The organism is Variovorax endophyticus, assembly GCF_025376855.1.
Lineage (GTDB): Bacteria > Pseudomonadota > Gammaproteobacteria > Burkholderiales > Burkholderiaceae_C > Variovorax.
Map to the genome: position 1 here is coordinate 276,776 of NZ_JAHUTH010000005.1, position 16,244 is coordinate 293,019.

The following is a 16,244-nucleotide window of genomic DNA, read 5'->3' on the forward strand; positions in this document are numbered from 1 at the left end:
CGACTACTTGCTGCCGAAGCCGCGCGCGAAGAACACCGCCGCCAGCGGGATCACGGCGATCAGGTGGGCCTGGATCATCACCAGCTTGCGCGTCTTCTTCACCTCGACGTCCGACGGCAGCGTGCCACTGGCGCGCAGCGCCTTGCGCCAGCGCAGGTAGTTCAGGGTCGGGAAGATCGACAGCACGCCGACCACGATGAACAGGCCCAGCTTCAGGTGCAGCAGCGGGTTGGTCCAGTACCAGGCCGTGCCCTTCACGCCCCAGAGGGTGCGCGCGATGCCGGTCAGCAGCACGGCCACGGCGGCGATGCCGTAGACCATGTCGACGCGCGCGAGCCGCTCGACCACCGCGGCATTGAGCCACTCGACGCGGCACAGCGCCGCCTCGCTGGCGATGAAGACGACCATCGTGAGGATGGCCAGCAGATGCAGGTAGGCGAGGATGGCTTCGAGGGTCATCGTGGCGTTCTCTTCGTCGGGGCGCGTGGGGTTTGCAAATGCAAACAGATTGTGCAGCCACGCGCCCGGCTCAGGTCCGTCCACCCCAGAATTCGGGCCGCCCGTATTGGTCTTTGAGGAAATCAAGCCACAGTCGCACGCGCAGCGGCAGGTGCTTGGCGCCCGCGAACACCGCGTAGATGCCATTGGGCGGCGCCGCGAACTCGTCGAGCAGCGGCACCAGCAGCCCGGCGTCGATCTCGGCCTCGACCTCCCAGGTGCTGCGCCAGGCGATGCCGTGGCCGGCCAGGCACCAGTCGTGCAGCACCTGGCCGTCGGAGCAGTCGAGCGGGCCGCTGGGCCGCAGGTGGATCAGCTCGTGGCCGCCCTGGTCGTCGGGAATGCGGAAGGCCCAGCCGCGCGTCTGCGAGGCGTCGCTGGTGAGCGCCAGGCAGGCGAAGCGCGTGAGTTCGTTCGGATGGCGCGGCGCGCCGTGGCGCAGCACGAACTCGGGCGTGGCCACGCAGCGGCGCCGGTTGTCGGCCAGTCGCACGCTGACCAGCGAGGAATCGGGCAGGTCGCCCACGCGCACCGCGCAATCGAAGCTCTCGCCGGCCACGTCGACCACGCGGTCGCTGAGGTTCAGCGAGATCGTCACCTCGGGATGCAGCGCATGGAAGCGCGGCACCAGCGGCGCGACATGGCGCCGGCCGAAGCCCGCGGGCGCGGTCACGCGCAGGTGGCCGCTGGCCTTGACGCCGCCCGCGCTCACGCTGGCCTCGGCATTGGCGAACTCCACCAGCAGGCGCTGGCAGTCCTCGAGGAAGGCGCTGCCCTCGTGCGTGAGCGTGATGCGCCGCGTGGTGCGAACCAAAAGCTTCACGCCCAGGCGCTCCTCGAGCGCATCGAGCCGGCGCCCCATGATCGCGGGCGCCACGCCCTCGGCCTTGGCGGCCGCGGTGAGGCTGCCGCGCGTGGCGACCGAGACGAAGGATTCGAGCTGCTTCAGGCGGTCCATGGCGCCCGAACTATATAGAGGCGGCGGGAAGCCCGGCGCCGCGCGGGCTCATCCCCGGGAACCGGCTATTCGGGCTGCACCCCGGCCTCGCGCACCGCCGCGCCCCAGCGCGCATGCTCGGCGCGCACGTACTGCGCCGCCTGCTCGGGACTGCCGCCCACCGGCATGCTGCCCTCGGCCTGCAGTTGCGCGATGGTCGCGGGCTTGGCCAGCGCCTTGTCGATCGCGGCGTTGAGCTTCTTCACGATCTCGCTTGGCGTGCCCGCGGGCACCACCACCGCCTTCCAGTCGACCGCCTCGAAGCCCTTGTAGGTCTCGGCCACGGTGGGGATGTCGGGCATCACCGGCAGCCGCCTGGCCGAGGTCACGGCCAGTGCGCGCAGCTTGCCGGCCTTGACCATCGACAGTGCGCCCTGCGGCGTCGCGAACATGCAGTCGGTCTGGCCGCCGAGCAGGTCGGTGATGGCCGGCGCCGCGCCCTTGTAGGGCACGTTCAGCACCTTGAAGCCCACGCGCTTGGCGAGCACCTCGCCGGCCATGTGGCCCAGGGTGCCGGTGCCGGCCAGCGCCTGCTTGATCTCGCCGGGTTTGGCCTTGGCCGCGGCGACGAAGTCGGCCAGCGAGCGATACGGCGAGTCGGCGCGCACCACCAGCACCACGGGCTGCGCGGCGACGACCGAAACCGGCACCACGTCCTTCAGCGCGTCGTAGGGCATCTTCGGGAACAGCGTCGGGTTGATCGCGAGGTTCGCGGTCTGGCCCATGCCGATGGTGTAGCCGTCGGGCTTGGCCTTGGCGACCACGTCGATGCCGATGTTGCCGTTGCCGCCCGCGCGGTTGTCGACGATGAAGCTCCACTTCGTGTCCTCGGCGAGCTTCTGCGCGACCAGCCGCGAAACGATGTCGGTGGCGCCGCCGGGCGTGTAGGGCACGACCAGGCGCACCGGCTTGTCGGGCCAGGCGGTGTCGGCATGGGCCGGCCAGGCGCTGAGCGCCAGGGTGCAGGCGAACGCGGTCGCGGCGCCGGCCAGCAGGCCGCGCCGTGGGATGGATGTCATGGGATCAGTCTCCTGTGGTGATGTGGCGGCGCCGGAGCGCCTCGATCGCTGCGTCGTCGTAGCCGGCTTCGCGCAGCAGCTCGACGGTGTGCTCGCCCAGGCGCGGCGGCTGCAGGCGGATGCCGGGCCGCTGGCCGTCGAGGGTGAACGGTGCCAGCGGCACCTTGGCCATGTGGCCGTCGTTCATGCGCACCGGCGCGAGGCCGCCGGTGGCGTTGAGGTGCGGGTCGTCGAACAGCGCCTGCGGCTTGGTGATGGGCGCGAACGGCAGCTCGTTCTGCTCGAACACCGCGGCGAGCTCGGCCGCGCTGCGCCCGGCGAGGTGCGAGCGCAGGATCGGCATCATCCATTCGCGCGCCAGCACGCGGTCGTTGTTGGTCTTCAGACGCGGGTCGGCCGCCAGTTCCTCGAGGCCGAAGGCCTGGCAGAACACGGCCCACTGCTTGTCGCTGACGGCCGCGAGGAAGATCTGCTCGCCGTCCCTGACCGTGAACACGTCGTACACCGCCCAGGCCGAGATGCGGCTGGGCATCGGGTCCGCCGGCTTGCCGGTGGCGGCGAACTGCATCATGTGCTGCGCCACCAGGAACACGTTGTTCTCGAACAGCGCCGACTGCACCTCGCAGCCCTTGCCCGTGAGCTCGCGCTGGCGCAGCGCGGCCATCGCGCCGATGGCACCGAACATGCCGCCCATGATGTCGTTGACGCTGGTGCCCGCGCGCAGCGGATCGCCCGAGCGGCCGGTCATGTAGGCCAGGCCGCCCATCATCTGCACCACCTCGTCGAGCGCGGTGCGGTGGTCGTAGGGACCGGGCAGGAAGCCCTTGTGGCTCACGTAGATCAGGCCCGGGTGCAGGGTCTTGAGCGTGTCGTAGTCGAGGCCCAGCTTCTTCATCGTGCCGGGCTTGAAGTTCTCGCTCACGATGTCGGCCGTGGCGATCAGCCGCAGCGCGGCCTCGATGCCCTCGGGCTGCTTGAGGTCGAGCGCGATGCTCTTCTTGTTGCGGTTGAAGGTCGGGAAGAAGCCCGCGCCCGAGCCGAGCAGGCGGCGCGTGTTGTCGCCCTCGACCGGCTCGACCTTGATGACCTCGGCGCCGAGGTCGGCCAGGATCAGACCGCAGGTCGGGCCCATCACCATGTGGGTGAACTCGACCACGCGCACGCCGGCGTAGGGCAGCGGATTGGTGTCAGCCATGGGCGGTGTTCTCCTGGGCGAAGCCCTTGGGCAGGCCGGCCTCGGGCGTCATACCGTAGACCGGTTCGCCGGGCAGGCCGGCCATGAGCGGCGCGCGCGCCGCGATGAGTTTCTCGATGTCGATGCCGGTGCGCACGCCCATGGCCTCGAACATGAAGACCAGGTCCTCGGTGACCGCGTTGCCCGAGGCGCCGGGTGCGTAGGGGCAGCCGCCGAGGCCGCCGAGCGAGGCGTCGAAGGTGCGCACGCCCTCGTCCCAGGCCGCGAGGCAGTTGGCGATGCCGAGGCCGCGCGTGTTGTGCATGTGGGCCGCGCCGGCGTGGGCGCCGAGTTCGGCGCGCAGGCGCTTGAACAGGCGGCGCACCTGCGCGGGATTGGCATAGCCCACGGTGTCCGACAGGCCCGACTCGTCGGCGCCGGCCTCGATGCACTGGGCGGCGAGCCGGATCACGTCGTCCTCGGGCACCAGGCCCTGCAGGGTGCAGCCGAAGGCGGTGGAGATGCCGGCCTCGAGCTTCACCTGCGGCGCGATCGCGCGGCGCAGCTCGGCGATGGCGCGCACCTCCTCGACCATCTCGGTCGGCGTCTTGCGCACGTTGGCCAGCGAATGCGCCACGCTGGCCGACACCGGCATGGTGAGCTTGTGCACGCCGGCCTCGAGCGCGGCCTGCGCGCCCTTGCGGTTGGGCACCAGCGCCATCACGGTGAGGCCGGGCAAGGTGATCGCATGGCGCACCACCTCGGCCGCGTCGGCCATCTGGGGCAGCAGCTTCGCGGGCACGAAGGAGGCGACCTCGATCTCGCGCACGCCGGCGGCGTGCAGCGCGTCGATCCAGCGCAGTTTGTGGTCCGTCGGCATGGTGGCCGCGACCGATTGCAGGCCGTCGCGCGGACCGACCTCGCTGATGAGCACATCGGGAGTTGTCATCGGAAATTTGACAGTTCTATCTGACAGAACTATATTTTGCAGAACAGAATTAGACGCCGGCCCCGGCATCGCTGTCAAGCCACGCACCCTGCCCATGCCCCGCAAAGCCCAGACCGAATCGATGTCCGACCGCGATGCCGCGCCCGGAGGCGCGGCCGCGGTCGACCGCGCCTTGAGCCTGCTCGGTGCCTTCCGCCCCGGCGACGAGGCGCTGTCGCTCGCGCAGTTCGCCGAGCGCACGCAGCTCTACAAGAGCACGGTGCTGCGCCTGCTCGCCTCGCTCGAGCACGCACGGCTGATCCGCCGCCAGGACGACGGCCGCTATGCGCTCGGTTCGGAGATCGCGCGGCTGCACGGGCTGTACGCGGCCGCGCAGTCGCTCGACCGCATCGTGCTGCCGGTGCTGCGCGCGCTGGTCGCGGCCACCGGCGAGAGCGCGGCCTATCACGTGCGGCAGCCGCAGGGCGCAAGCTGGGTGCGGCTGTGCCAGTTCCGTGTCGATTCGCCGCAGGTGGTGCGCGACCACGTGCGCGCCGGCGACCTGCTGCCCAACGACCGCGGCGCGGGCGCGCGCGTGCTGATCGCCTGGGGGCCCGAGGCCGAGCTGCCGCGCGCCGCGGCCGAGCGCCGGCGCTACGAGGAGATCCGCGCGCAGGGCTTCTGCGCGCTGGTGGGCGACCGCAGCGCCGAGCTCGCGGGCATCTCGGCGCCGGTGTTCCATGGCGACGGCCGCCTGGCCGCGGCGGTCACCTTGACCATGCCCGCGCATCGCTACGACGCGCGCCATGCCGAGGCGGTGCGTTCAGCGGCACGCGAACTGACGGGGCTGGTGTAGGGGAACGGGCTCGGACAGCCGAACGCAGAAGTCGCGAAGGTTTCGCAGAAGTCGCGGAAGAAACAGCCAAAAAATGGTTTTCCTTCTGCGACTTCTGCGTAGTTTTTGTCTTCCTTCTGCGTTCGGCTGTTCGGCTTCAGCCCTCGGCCTTGAAGCCCGAGTTCTTGATCGGCAGCTCCCACATCTTCAGGTGCGCCGCCTGCGTGGCCGCGAGTTCGGCCGGGCCGGCGTGCGTGGGCACCAGGCCCAGCGCGTAGATGCGCTCCTGCACGTCGGGCGCGCGCAGCGCCTCGGCCACGGCGCGGTCGAGGCGCTGCACCGTCTCGGCCGGCAGGCCGGCCGGGCCGTAGAGGCCGAAGAATGCATTGGCCGTGACGTCGATGCCGGCCTCCTTGAGCGTGGGCACCTCGGGCAGCGAGCGGTTGCGCTGCGCGCCGGTCATCGCGAGGATGCGCACCTTGCCCGCGCGGTGGTGTTCGATGGTCTCCGAGGCGGTGTCGACCATCAGCGGCACCTGGCCGCCGATCAGGTCCTGCGCGGCCGGCGCGCCGCCGCGGTAGGCCACGTGCGTCATCGGCACGCCCGAGGCCTGCGCCAGCAGCTGGCCCGCGAAGTGCGGCACCGTGCCCGCGCCCGAGGTCGCGTAGTTGGCCTTGGTGGGGTTGGCCTTCATCCAGGCCAGCACCGCCTTCAGGTCGCCGGCCGGCGCGCCGGGGCCGGCCGTGACCGCGAAGTCGAAGGTGCCCGCGAGCGCGACCGGCGTGAAGTCCTTGACCGGGTCGTAGCCGAGGTTCGGGTAGAGCCACGGATGGATCACCAGCGCGCCGCTCGGCGAGAACACCAGCGTGTTGCCGTCGGGCGCCGCGCGCTTGACCTCGCCGAGCGCGAGCCGGCCGGCGGCGCCGGGCTTGTTGTCGATGATGACGTTCTGGTTGAGCGTCACGCGCATCTTGTCGGCCAGCAGGCGCGCGACCACGTCGGCCGAGCCGCCGGGCGGGAAGCCCACCAGGATGCGCAGGGTGCGCTCCTGCGCGAAGGACCGCGGCGCGATGGCGACGGCGGCGGCGAATGCAGCGGCCTGCGCTGCGAACTGACGGCGTTTCATGGGGTCTGTCTCCTCGGGGGTGGATGGTCTGTCGCGTTGTTGTCGTGTCGTCGTCCCTGGATCTCTTCGTTCTTCAGCGCAAGGCGGCCAGCAGCGCGCGGTTCTGCTCGGGCAGGCCGACCGAGATGCGCAGCCATTCGCCCAGGCCGTAGTTGCCCAGCAGCGAGACCTCGATGCCCGCGGCCAGCAAGCGCGCATGCACCGCGGCGCTGTCGCCCACCTTCACCGCCAGGAAGTTGCCCGACGAGGGCAGGTGCGCGAGGCCGAGCTCGTCGAAGCCCGCGGCGAGCTGCGCGCGGCCGGCGGTGTTGAGTTCGTAGCTGCGCGCGAGGAAGTCCGCATCGCCCAGCGCGGCCGTGGCCGCGGCCAGCGCCGGCGTCGTGACGTTGAAGCGCGGGCGCTGCGCGTTCATGCGCGCGGCCAGCGCGGGCTGCGCCACGCCGTAGCCGATGCGCAGGCCCGCGAGGCCGAAGGCCTTGGAGAAGGTGCGCGCCACGATCAGGTTCGGCAGCCGCCGCACCCAGCCGATGCTGTCGTAGCGCTGCGCGGGCGCGAGGTACTCGGTGTAGGCCTCGTCGAGCAGCACCGTCACGTGCGCCGGCACCGACTGCAGGAAGGCCTCGAGCGGCGCGGCCTCGATGAAGCTGCCGGTGGGGTTGTTGGGGTTGGCGACGAAGACCAGCTGCGTGTCCTCGCCGATCGCCGCGCGCATCGCGTCGAGGTCGTGGCCGAAGTCGCGCGCCGGCACCACGACGGCGCGCGCATGGGCATGCGCCGTGGCCTGGGCGTAGACCACGAAGCCGTACTGCGAATAGACCACGCTCTCGCCCGGCTTCAGGCTGACCTGCGCGGCCAGCTCGAGGATCTCGCTCGAGCCGCTGCCCAGCACCAGCCATTCGGGCGGCACGTCCAGGCGCGCGGCCAGCGCCTGCTTGAGCGCGCTGCCGTTGCTGTCGGGGTAGGTGCCGGCGCCCGCGAGCGCGTCGGCGGCCGCGCGGCGCGCCGACTCGGGCATGCCGAGCGGGTTTTCGTTGGAGGCCAGGAGGATCTTCGGGGCGGTCATGTCGTCGGTGCGGAAAGGCGGATTTATTTAAGAAGTTAAATTTATCCGGCCGGCCCGGCGCGGCCATCGGGGCCTACCCTTCCCGCAGGCGCGGGCGGGTGAACGCATTGCAGGCCGCGGGTGAACGCAATGACGGTGAGCGGCTGCTATTACATTCATTTTTGTCATCGATTAATCCCGCTTTGAGCTATTACTCTTCACTACGGTATGCAATAAAGTGGAGCTTATGGATCGCGCATGCGCGCGCCCCGAACCCGAATACATCCCCCGCATCGCATTTCGTCCCCGAGGAGAAAACATGACCGCCCGCACCACCGCCCACGGACTCCAGGTCGCGACCGAACTCCACCGCTTCGTCGAGGAGAAGGTGCTGCCCGCCAGCGGCGTGGCCAGCGAGACCTTCTGGAAGGGTTTCGACGCCATCGTCACCGACCTCGCGCCCAGGAACGTGGCGCTGCTTGCCGAACGCGACCGCCTGCAGAGCGAACTCGACGCCTGGCACAAGAAGAACCCCGGCCCGATCGCCGACATGCCGGCCTACCGCGCCTTCCTCGAGAAGATCGGCTACCTGCTGCCGCAGCCCAAGGGCACGAAGGCGACCACCGCCAACGTCGACGCCGAACTGGCGCAGCAGGCCGGCCCGCAGCTGGTGGTGCCGATCCTCAACGCACGCTATGCGCTCAACGCCGCCAACGCGCGCTGGGGCTCGCTGTACGACGCGCTGTACGGCACCGATGCCATCCCCGAGACCGGCGGCGCCGAGAAGGGCAAGGGCTACAACCCCGTGCGCGGCGCCAAGGTCATCGAGTTCGCGCGCAACGTGCTCGACCAGGCCGCGCCGCTGGTCAACGGCTCGCACAAGAACGCCACCGGCTACAGCGTGAAGGACGGCCAGCTGGTCGTCGCGCTGCAGAGCAGCAGCACCGCGCTGGCCGATCCCGCGCAGTTCATCGGCTACCAGGGCGATGCCTCGGCCCCGTCGTCGGTGCTGCTCAAGCACAACGGCATCCACCTCGACATCCGCATCGACCGCTCCACGCCGATCGGCAAGAGCGACGCCGCCGGCGTCAGCGACCTGGTGCTCGAGGCCGCGCTGTCGACCATCCTCGACCTCGAGGACTCGGTGGCCGTGGTCGATGCCGCCGACAAGGTGGTCGCCTACTCGAACTGGCTCGGCATCGTGCAGGGCACGCTGACGGAAGAAGTCGCCAAGGGCGGCAAGACCTTCACGCGCGGCCTCAACCCCGACCGCGAATACACCGGTGCCAACGGCCAGCCGATCAAGCTGCACGGCCGCTCGCTGATGTTCCTGCGCAACGTGGGCCACCTGATGACCAACCCGGCCGTGCTGTACGACGGCGGCAAGGAAATCCCTGAAGGCATCCTCGATGCCGTGGTGACCACCACCATCGCGATGATCGACCTGAAGCGCAAGGGCAACTCGCGCACCGGCAGCATCTACATCGTCAAGCCCAAGATGCACGGCCCGGCCGAAGTGGCCTTCGCGAGCGAGCTGTTCGGCCGCGTCGAGCAGCTGCTGGGCCTGCCGGCCAACACCGTGAAGCTCGGCATCATGGACGAGGAGCGCCGCACCAGCGTGAACCTCAAGGCCTGCATCGCCGAGGCCGCCGCGCGCGTGGCCTTCATCAACACCGGCTTCCTCGACCGCACCGGCGACGAGATGCACACCGCCATGCAGGGCGGCCCGATGATCCGCAAGGGCGACATGAAGGCCAGCGCCTGGATCGGCGCCTACGAGAAGAACAACGTGCTGGTCGGCCTGTCGTGCGGCCTGCGCGGCAAGGCGCAGATCGGCAAGGGCATGTGGGCCATGCCCGACCTGATGGCCGCCATGCTCGAGCAGAAGATCGGCCACCCGAAGGCCGGCGCCAACACCGCCTGGGTGCCCTCGCCCACCGCCGCCACGCTGCATGCGCTGCACTACCACCAGGTCAGCGTGACCGCGGTGCAGCAGGAGCTCGAGAAGATCGACGCCGATGCCGAGCGCGACAACATCCTGAACGCGCTGCTGCAGGTACCGATCGCCGCCGAAGCCAAGTGGACCGAGGCCGAGAAGCAGCAGGAGATCGACAACAACGTGCAGGGCATCCTCGGCTACGTGGTGCGCTGGATCGACCAGGGCGTGGGCTGCTCGAAGGTGCCCGACATCCACGACGTGGGCCTGATGGAAGACCGCGCCACGCTGCGCATCTCGAGCCAGCACATCGCCAACTGGCTGCTGCACGGCGTGGTCACGAAGGCGCAGGTCGACGAGACCTTCCAGCGCATGGCGAAGGTGGTCGACGGGCAGAACGCGGGCGATCCGCTGTACCAGCCGATGGCCGGCCACTTCGACACCTCGGCCGCCTACAAGGCCGCACAGGACCTGGTGTTCAAGGGCATCGAGCAGCCCAGCGGCTACACCGAGCCGCTGCTGCACGCCTGGCGCCTGAAGGTCAAGGGCGAAGCCTGATCGCCGAGCGAACGACTCGCGAACCGCGGCGCCTTCGGGCGCCGTTTTTCATGGCTGGTTAGGATGCGTGCCGCTCTCCGTTTCCTGCTGTCCCATGACGTTCTCCCCGGCCCGCGCACGCTCGGCCACCTCGATGCTGATCGTGCTGGCCTCGGCCTTCGCGCTGAGCCAGGCCTTCCGCACCGTCGGCGCGATGATGGCCACGCCGCTCTCGCAGCACTTCGGCCTCACGGCGCAGGCGCTCGGCCTGTGGGCCGGCACCTTCCACTTCATGTTCGGTGCCACGCAGCTCGCGATGGGCGTGGCTATCGACATGTACGGCGTGCGCCGCACGGTGCTCACGGCCTTTCCGCTCGCGATCGCGGGCGCGGTGCTGTGCGCGCTGGCGCAGAGCTTCCACGGGCTGCTGCTCGGCCAGGCGATGATCGGCGTCGGCTGCGCGCCGGCCTTCCTGGCCTGCACCGTGTTCATCGCGCGCCACTTCGAGGCCGCGCGCTTCACCGCCATGTCGGGCCTGGTCATGAGCCTCGCGGGCCTGGGCATCCTGTTCACCGGCACGCCGCTGGCGCTCTTGATCGAGGCCGCGAGCTGGCGCGCGGGCTATGCCTGCCTCGCGGGCTTCGCGGTGCTGTCGTGGGGCTTCGTGTTCTGGCGCGTGCACGAGCCGCCGCATGCGCAGGCCACGCAGCGCCAGACGCTGGGCCAGGCGGTGCGCGAACTGCTGCCGCTGTTCGCGATGCCGCACACGCTGGGCCTGCTGTGCTTCGCCTGCGTTTCGTACGCGGCCTTCATCACCCTGCGCGGCCTGTGGCTCGGCCCGGTGCTGCACGACCGCCACGGGCTCTCGCTCGTGAGCAGCGGCAACGTCGCGCTGGTGATGACCGTCGCGGGGATGATCAGCCCGGCCCTGTTCGGCCGCCTCGATCCCGGCGGCGCGCGGCGCGGGCGCTGGCTCATGGGCTGCGCCTCGGCGGCCGCGATCATGTTCGGCGTGATGGCGTTCACGCAGTCGCTCGCGGTCGACATCGGCCTGCCGATTCTCTATGGCCTGCTCTCGGGCTACTCGGTGCTGCAGTACTCGTACACGCGCGCCGCCTATCCGGCCGCGATGACCGGGCGCGCGCTGTCGCTGCTCAACATGGCGATGTTCCTCGGCGTCTCGCTGATGCAGTGGACCACCGGCGTGGCCGCCTCGTGGGCGGCCACGAACGGCGTCGAGCCGTTCCGCGCGGTGTTCCTCACCATCGCGCTGATGCTGGCCGCGGGTACCACGGCCTTCCTGCTGCTGCCGCGCGCGGTCGCGGCTCAACGTTGAGGTTGAGGCTGAGACTCAGCCGAGCCGCGAGCGCACCTCCACGCGGCCCAGCCGGCGCATGTCTTGCGCGTACACGTGCGGCCGACCGTACATCGCCCGCGCATCGGCGCTGCCGAAGGCCGGGGTCTCGCAGCTCTTGCGCGTGACGAAGCAGCGGCGCAGCACGTCGTAGTGCCGCGGCTCGGACTCGCCGCCGCGCGCCTCGGGCACGCGCGCGAGCCGCACCTCCCACCAGGCGCCATCGACGCGATGCCACTGCGTGACGGCATCGATGACGTGATAGGGCGCATAGGGCCGCACCGTGTCGCTGCTGCCGTAGCGCTCGGCCCACTCGGCCTTGCGCTGCCGCTTCGCGCGCTGCAGGTGGCGGTTGGGCAGCAGGATGCCCGTGGCGGGATGCACGAACAGTTCCACCGACGCCGACTCGCGCAGCGGCACCAGCGACCGTTGCCACACGCGGCCCGGCACCCACACCTCGCCCGCGCGCAGCTCGGCCTGGCGTTCGACGAACTGGTCGATGTGCACGAAGATGTGCGCCTGCACCGTGTTACGCCGGTCGATGCCTTCGCAGAGCTCGCTCCACACCTTGTCCCAGGGCCGATGCACCTGCTTGTGCAGCCAGCGCTTGAGCGGCTGCAGGTTCTCGCTGAGCCACTTGGGGTGCTGGTAGCCGCGCCGCATGCCCAGGTGCGAGCCGCGCTCGCGGCTGTTGCGCCACGGGCGGCCGTCGCCCTGCACGCGCCAGCCGCCGCGCGGGCGTTCGACGATCACCTTGTCCATGTCTTCGCGCATGGTCAGTCCTCCTTCAGTCCGCGCGCCGCCTTCTGCAGCGCGACCTTCTGCGCGCGCCGCTCGGCGCGATGCGTGCGCAGGTGGCGGCCCGCGCCCTGGCTGGATGCGCGGCGTGCCATCGCGGCCACGACGGGATTGCGCGGGGCTTCGCCCGGCACCGAGAAATAGAACCGGCCCAAACGCTTCTCGTCGTCGCGGGCCTTTCGCTGAGCACTCATGTGCACACACTCCGGATCAAAAGCAAAAAGGCCCCGGCGAATGTTTGCGCGCGGGGCCCTTGTCGATACGGCCGCGGCGGGATGCGTGGATGCACATCCGGCCGGGGCGGTCGGTGTGCGGTCAGGAGTTCAGAGGACGGTTCATTGAATTGGTGGTGCGCCCGGGAGGTCGATCGTCGCCGTGCGCGCGTGAAGGAAAAACTGTCGCTGAAAAATGAAGGCCGGATTCTGGCGAGGCCGCGCACGACGCGCAAGACCGTTGTGCAACGCTGTGGCGTGAAGGCGACGTGTCCGATTCACCGTCATCGAAGAAAAAAACCGCCGCGCGAATCCAGCCGCGCATGCGCCCCGTATTGGTTTCAAGCGCATCGCGCCTCCGCGCTGTTGGCGGTTCCACAGACACACGGCGATGCGCGCATGGCGCATCCCTCAAGGAGACCTTCATGAAGAAACTCGTCATCGCACTCGGCGTCTCGGTCCTGCTCGGCGCTTGCGCGGGCGGCGGCATGGGCATGGGTGGCAGCAGCAACATGAACACGCCCATGGTCGGCGGCGCGCCGATGTATCCGACGAAGGACATCGTCGACAACGCCGTGAATTCGAAGGACCACACGACGCTGGTCGCCGCGGTGAAGGCCGCGGGCCTGGTCGACACGCTCAAGAGCCCCGGCCCGTTCACCGTGTTCGCGCCCACCAACGCGGCCTTCGCCGCGCTGCCGCCCGGCACGGTCGACACGCTGCTCAAGCCCGAGAACAAGGGCACGCTGACGACGGTGCTGACCTACCACGTGGTGCCCGGCCGCATGGACAGCGCCGCGCTGATGAACGCGATCAAGGCCGGCGGCGGCAAGGCCGTGCTGAAGACCGCGAGCGGCGGCACGCTGACCGCGATGATGAGCGGCAGCAACGTGCTCGTGACCGATGCGAAGGGCGGCACCGCGATGGTGACGATCGCCGACGTCTACCAGTCGAACGGCGTGATCCACGTCGTGAACAAGGTGCTGCTGCCGGGCTGATCGCCCGCCGGCGCGGCGTGCTCAGGCGCGCTGCGCTGCTTCGGCCTCTTCGGCTTCCTCGCGCAGCCACTGCGCGAACTCGAGCGCGTCGCGGTTGCCCGCGGCGCGCCGCGAGGTCTCGACGAAGTAGCCGCGCTGCGAGGCCGCGCCCTCGCCCAGCGGCGCCACCAGCCGGCCCTCGCGCATCAGCTCGCGCAGCAGCGGCAGGCGCCCGATCACCACGCCCTGCCCCGCCACCGCCGCGCCCACCGCGTCGGCGTACTGCGTGAAGCGCAGCGTGCTCTTCATGCGCAGGTCGTGCAGGCCCATCACCTTGAGCCAGGGCTCCCAGTCGATGGTGGGCGCCTCGCTGTGGTCGGGGTACTCGACCGTGAGCAGGGTGAGGTTCGCGAGATCGGCCGGCTTGCGCAGCGACTTGGCGAGCGCGGGCGAGCACAGCGGCACCACGCTCTCCTCGAACAGCGCCGGCCCCTTGCCGCGCGAGACCGGCATCAGCCGCACCGCCACGTCGACGCGGCTGCGCTCGAGGTCGAGCACCTCGAGCGTGGCCGACACGCGCACGTCGACCTGCGGATGGCTGCCGGTGAAGCGCGCGAGCCGCGGGATCAGCCACAGCGAGGCGAAGCCCGGCGTGGTGGTGATCGCGACCTGGCGCGGCGCCGAGCCGGCGCGCACGCGCGCGGTGGCGTCGCGCAGCCGCTCCATGCTGTCGGTGACGGCGCGCTGCATCACGCCGCCGGCCTCGGTGAGCACCAGCGCGCGGTGGCGGCGCTCGAACAGCAGCACGCCCAGGCTGGCCTCGAGCTGCTGGATCTGCCGGCTCACGGCCGACTGCGTGAGGTGCAGCTCGGTCGCGGCCAGCGTGAAGCTGAGCCGGCGCGCGGCGGCCTCGAAGCTGCGCAGGAGTTCCAGCGGCGGCAGATCGACCGCGCTCTGGGGCAGGGCCGCCGAGGCCGGCTTTGCATTCTCGATACGCATGCAATGAGTTCCAAAAGACCGTTTGTAAAGGACCTGGCGCTCAATATATTCATTCGCATGACGAATGCAATGGAGCTTGCCATGAGCACCCCCTTCCCTTCCTGCTTCCAGCTCAGCCTGCCGGCGCGCGCGGTCTTCGCCGTGGCCGATGGCGCCGGCGTGGGCATCGAATGCCGCAGCGGCTCGGTCTGGGTCACCCTGGACCGCGATCCGCGCGACATCGTGCTCGAGCCCGGCGAGCGCTTCGAGGGCACTGGGCACCGCCGCATGCTGGTGTCGGCGCTCGAGCCCGCGCGCATCACCGTGTCGGACGCGCAGCCTGCAGCGATCCCGCTGCCGGTGCCCGCGCGCCGGCGGTCGCCTTGGCGACTGCTGCCCCACGGGTTGTCCCCGGCTTGACCCCGGGCGCCCGGGCATCGAACCATCGATGCCAGGGAATCGGCCCCTGCCCTCCAGAGCCGCCCCGCCAACGGGCGGCTCTTTCTTTGGGGCGGTGCACGGTCATCCATTCCCTCAGAACATCCGAGCCGACGAACACCTGGAGAGATTCCGATGACGCAGCAGCCACCACAGGACCCGGGCGCGCAGCCCTTCGTGCTCTACGCGCTCGACGAGGGCATCGCCACGCTCACGCTCAACCTGCCGGCCAAGCTCAACCCGCTGGCGATCGAGCTGCAGCAGGAACTGCGCGCCCACCTCGAGCGCATCCGCGACGACCGCGCGGTGCGCGCCCTGATCCTCACGGGCGCGGGCAAGGCCTTCTGCGTCGGCGCCGACCTCAGCGCGATGAGGCCGCCCGAGGACGGCAAGACGCTCGGCGACCAGACCGCCGAATGGATGCAGTCGCTGAGCAACCCGCTGATCGAGACGCTGCAGTCGATGCCGATCCCCGTGGTGGCCGCCGTCAACGGCGCGGCCGCCGGTGCCGGCGTCGGCCTCGCGCTCGCGGCCGACATCACGCTCGCCGCGCGCAGCGCCTACTTCTACCTGCCCTTCCTGCCCAAGCTCGGCATCGTGCCGGACCTGGGCTGCACCTGGGCCATTCCGCACCGCGCGGGCCGGGCGCGCGCGATGGGCATGGCGCTGCTCGACGAGCGGCTCGGCGCCGGGCGCGCGGTGCAGTGGGGCCTGATCTGGGGCTGCGTGGACGACGAGAACCTGATGGCGGAAGCGCGCGAGACCGCGCAGCGCCTCGCGCGCCTGCCCGCGTACGCGGTGACCGAGGCGCGCGCGGCCTTCGCGGCGGCCGAGCGCCACACGCTGCCCGAGCAGTTGCACTACGAGAGCGAGCGGCAGCGCGAGCTGATCGAGCGGCCGACTTTCCGCGAAGGCGTGAGCGCGTTCCTGCAGAAGCGCGCGCCGGAGTTTCCCGGCCGCTAGACTGCGCGGGCGCTCGCGTCCGGGCGCGACTCGAGGGAGGAACACGCCGATGAAACCCGAAGACGCCGTGCAACGGCAACTGCTCGCCTACAACGCCAGGGACCTCGACGCCTTCGTCGCCGAATACGCCGAGGACGTGCGCACCTTCCGCCCGCCCGCGCCCGAGCCCGTGCTGGTCGGCCGCGAGGCGCTGCGGGCCTACTACCGCGACCACCGCTTCGTGCTGCCCGAGCTGCATGCCGAGGTGGTGCAGCGCATGGTGGTCGGCAACAAGGTGATCGACCACGAACGCATCACGGGCCTGGCGGCGAATGCCGTCGAGATCGTGGCGGTCTACGAAGTGATCGACGGGTGCATCCGCAACGTCTGGTTCCATCCGGCCGAATCCGCGGCGTGACGGGCCCCGGGCCCGTTTGAGCGCGGCCGCGCACT

The 16,244-nt window shown here is 70.4% G+C and carries 17 protein-coding genes; 7 read left to right on the plus strand and 10 right to left on the minus strand.

Annotated elements, in window-relative coordinates:
• Positions 1-3: 3 nt before the first annotated feature.
• The 5 genes from KV106_RS09190 to KV106_RS09210 form a co-directional block, all read right to left on the minus strand.
• Positions 4-459: a DUF2214 family protein gene (locus tag KV106_RS09190; RefSeq protein WP_261209326.1), complete on the minus strand. Its 456-nt coding sequence runs from the start codon at positions 457-459 to the stop codon at positions 4-6.
• A gap of 70 nt (positions 460-529) precedes the next feature.
• The gene (locus tag KV106_RS09195) at positions 530-1,456 is read right to left on the minus strand and encodes a LysR family transcriptional regulator (RefSeq protein WP_057595568.1); all 927 of its coding nucleotides are present in this window, start codon (positions 1,454-1,456) and stop codon (positions 530-532) included.
• A 65-nt stretch (positions 1,457-1,521) separates the two neighbouring features.
• Positions 1,522-2,514: a Bug family tripartite tricarboxylate transporter substrate binding protein gene (locus KV106_RS09200; RefSeq protein WP_261209337.1), complete on the minus strand. Its 993-nt coding sequence runs from the start codon at positions 2,512-2,514 to the stop codon at positions 1,522-1,524.
• A 4-nt stretch (positions 2,515-2,518) separates the two neighbouring features.
• The gene (locus KV106_RS09205; RefSeq protein WP_261209338.1) at positions 2,519-3,709 is read right to left on the minus strand and encodes a CaiB/BaiF CoA transferase family protein; all 1,191 of its coding nucleotides are present in this window, start codon (positions 3,707-3,709) and stop codon (positions 2,519-2,521) included.
• On the minus strand, positions 3,702-4,637 hold the full coding sequence (locus KV106_RS09210; RefSeq protein ID WP_057595563.1) for a hydroxymethylglutaryl-CoA lyase: 936 nt from the start codon (positions 4,635-4,637) through the stop codon (positions 3,702-3,704). Before KV106_RS09210 ends, KV106_RS09205 begins: the two co-directional genes overlap by 8 nt.
• Before the next feature lie 94 nt (positions 4,638-4,731).
• Between KV106_RS09210 and KV106_RS09215 the strand changes: the two genes are divergently transcribed.
• The gene (locus tag KV106_RS09215) at positions 4,732-5,472 is read left to right on the plus strand and encodes an IclR family transcriptional regulator (protein WP_057595561.1); all 741 of its coding nucleotides are present in this window, start codon (positions 4,732-4,734) and stop codon (positions 5,470-5,472) included.
• A 136-nt stretch (positions 5,473-5,608) separates the two neighbouring features.
• Here the strand turns inward: KV106_RS09215 and KV106_RS09220 are convergent, their stop codons facing one another.
• Both KV106_RS09220 and hisC read right to left on the minus strand, forming a co-directional pair.
• Positions 5,609-6,577: a Bug family tripartite tricarboxylate transporter substrate binding protein gene (locus KV106_RS09220; protein WP_261209414.1), complete on the minus strand. Its 969-nt coding sequence runs from the start codon at positions 6,575-6,577 to the stop codon at positions 5,609-5,611.
• A gap of 73 nt (positions 6,578-6,650) precedes the next feature.
• Positions 6,651-7,640 carry a histidinol-phosphate transaminase gene (gene hisC, locus KV106_RS09225; RefSeq protein WP_261209425.1) on the minus strand — a complete coding sequence of 330 codons (990 nt, stop codon included), beginning with the start codon at positions 7,638-7,640 and terminating at the stop codon, positions 6,651-6,653.
• A 298-nt stretch (positions 7,641-7,938) separates the two neighbouring features.
• Between hisC and KV106_RS09230 the strand changes: the two genes are divergently transcribed.
• Positions 7,939-10,113, plus strand: coding sequence for a malate synthase G (locus KV106_RS09230; protein ID WP_261209427.1), 2,175 nt, complete (start codon positions 7,939-7,941; stop codon positions 10,111-10,113).
• A 94-nt stretch (positions 10,114-10,207) separates the two neighbouring features.
• Positions 10,208-11,428: an MFS transporter gene (locus KV106_RS09235; protein WP_261209429.1), complete on the plus strand. Its 1,221-nt coding sequence runs from the start codon at positions 10,208-10,210 to the stop codon at positions 11,426-11,428.
• Between the two features lie 15 nt (positions 11,429-11,443).
• Here the strand turns inward: KV106_RS09235 and KV106_RS09240 are convergent, their stop codons facing one another.
• Both KV106_RS09240 and KV106_RS09245 read right to left on the minus strand, forming a co-directional pair.
• Positions 11,444-12,220: a hypothetical protein gene (locus KV106_RS09240; protein ID WP_261209431.1), complete on the minus strand. Its 777-nt coding sequence runs from the start codon at positions 12,218-12,220 to the stop codon at positions 11,444-11,446.
• A gap of 2 nt (positions 12,221-12,222) precedes the next feature.
• Positions 12,223-12,438 carry a hypothetical protein gene (locus KV106_RS09245; protein WP_093350583.1) on the minus strand — a complete coding sequence of 72 codons (216 nt, stop codon included), beginning with the start codon at positions 12,436-12,438 and terminating at the stop codon, positions 12,223-12,225.
• 506 nt (positions 12,439-12,944) lie between these two features.
• Between KV106_RS09245 and KV106_RS09250 the strand changes: the two genes are divergently transcribed.
• Positions 12,945-13,454, plus strand: a complete 510-nt coding sequence (locus KV106_RS09250; protein WP_261209570.1) for a fasciclin domain-containing protein — start codon at positions 12,945-12,947, stop codon at positions 13,452-13,454.
• A gap of 21 nt (positions 13,455-13,475) precedes the next feature.
• Here the strand turns inward: KV106_RS09250 and KV106_RS09255 are convergent, their stop codons facing one another.
• Positions 13,476-14,432, minus strand: coding sequence for a LysR substrate-binding domain-containing protein (locus tag KV106_RS09255; protein WP_057595546.1), 957 nt, complete (start codon positions 14,430-14,432; stop codon positions 13,476-13,478).
• A gap of 81 nt (positions 14,433-14,513) precedes the next feature.
• On the opposite strand from KV106_RS09255, the gene KV106_RS09260 reads away from it, so the two are divergent.
• From KV106_RS09260 to KV106_RS09270, 3 genes are all read left to right on the plus strand, one after another.
• Positions 14,514-14,831 carry a DUF2917 domain-containing protein gene (locus tag KV106_RS09260; RefSeq protein ID WP_261209445.1) on the plus strand — a complete coding sequence of 106 codons (318 nt, stop codon included), beginning with the start codon at positions 14,514-14,516 and terminating at the stop codon, positions 14,829-14,831.
• 153 nt (positions 14,832-14,984) lie between these two features.
• Positions 14,985-15,812: an enoyl-CoA hydratase-related protein gene (locus KV106_RS09265; protein WP_261209447.1), complete on the plus strand. Its 828-nt coding sequence runs from the start codon at positions 14,985-14,987 to the stop codon at positions 15,810-15,812.
• Between the two features lie 49 nt (positions 15,813-15,861).
• Positions 15,862-16,209: a nuclear transport factor 2 family protein gene (locus KV106_RS09270; protein ID WP_261209449.1), complete on the plus strand. Its 348-nt coding sequence runs from the start codon at positions 15,862-15,864 to the stop codon at positions 16,207-16,209.
• Positions 16,210-16,244: the final 35 nt, after the last annotated feature.

Bases quoted from the DNA above. Each gene is read 5' to 3' on its own strand.
- KV106_RS09245 (WP_093350583.1), bottom strand. From the start codon at position 12,438: ATGAGTGCTCAGCGAAAGGCCCGCGACGACGAGAAGCGTTTGGGCCGG.
- KV106_RS09190 (WP_261209326.1), bottom strand. From the start codon at position 459: ATGACCCTCGAAGCCATCCTCGCCTACCTGCATCTGCTGGCCATCCTC.
- hisC (WP_261209425.1), bottom strand. From the start codon at position 7,640: ATGACCGCCCCGAAGATCCTCCTGGCCTCCAACGAAAACCCGCTCGGC.
- KV106_RS09195 (WP_057595568.1), bottom strand. From the start codon at position 1,456: ATGGACCGCCTGAAGCAGCTCGAATCCTTCGTCTCGGTCGCCACGCGC.
- KV106_RS09200 (WP_261209337.1), bottom strand. From the start codon at position 2,514: ATGACATCCATCCCACGGCGCGGCCTGCTGGCCGGCGCCGCGACCGCG.
- KV106_RS09205 (WP_261209338.1), bottom strand. From the start codon at position 3,709: ATGGCTGACACCAATCCGCTGCCCTACGCCGGCGTGCGCGTGGTCGAG.
- KV106_RS09270 (WP_261209449.1), top strand. From the start codon at position 15,862: ATGAAACCCGAAGACGCCGTGCAACGGCAACTGCTCGCCTACAACGCC.
- KV106_RS09255 (WP_057595546.1), bottom strand. From the start codon at position 14,432: ATGCGTATCGAGAATGCAAAGCCGGCCTCGGCGGCCCTGCCCCAGAGC.
- KV106_RS09215 (WP_057595561.1), top strand. From the start codon at position 4,732: ATGCCCCGCAAAGCCCAGACCGAATCGATGTCCGACCGCGATGCCGCG.
- KV106_RS09240 (WP_261209431.1), bottom strand. From the start codon at position 12,220: ATGCGCGAAGACATGGACAAGGTGATCGTCGAACGCCCGCGCGGCGGC.
- KV106_RS09220 (WP_261209414.1), bottom strand. From the start codon at position 6,577: ATGAAACGCCGTCAGTTCGCAGCGCAGGCCGCTGCATTCGCCGCCGCC.
- KV106_RS09260 (WP_261209445.1), top strand. From the start codon at position 14,514: ATGAGCACCCCCTTCCCTTCCTGCTTCCAGCTCAGCCTGCCGGCGCGC.
- KV106_RS09235 (WP_261209429.1), top strand. From the start codon at position 10,208: ATGACGTTCTCCCCGGCCCGCGCACGCTCGGCCACCTCGATGCTGATC.
- KV106_RS09265 (WP_261209447.1), top strand. From the start codon at position 14,985: ATGACGCAGCAGCCACCACAGGACCCGGGCGCGCAGCCCTTCGTGCTC.
- KV106_RS09230 (WP_261209427.1), top strand. From the start codon at position 7,939: ATGACCGCCCGCACCACCGCCCACGGACTCCAGGTCGCGACCGAACTC.
- KV106_RS09250 (WP_261209570.1), top strand. From the start codon at position 12,945: ATGGGCATGGGTGGCAGCAGCAACATGAACACGCCCATGGTCGGCGGC.
- KV106_RS09210 (WP_057595563.1), bottom strand. From the start codon at position 4,637: ATGACAACTCCCGATGTGCTCATCAGCGAGGTCGGTCCGCGCGACGGC.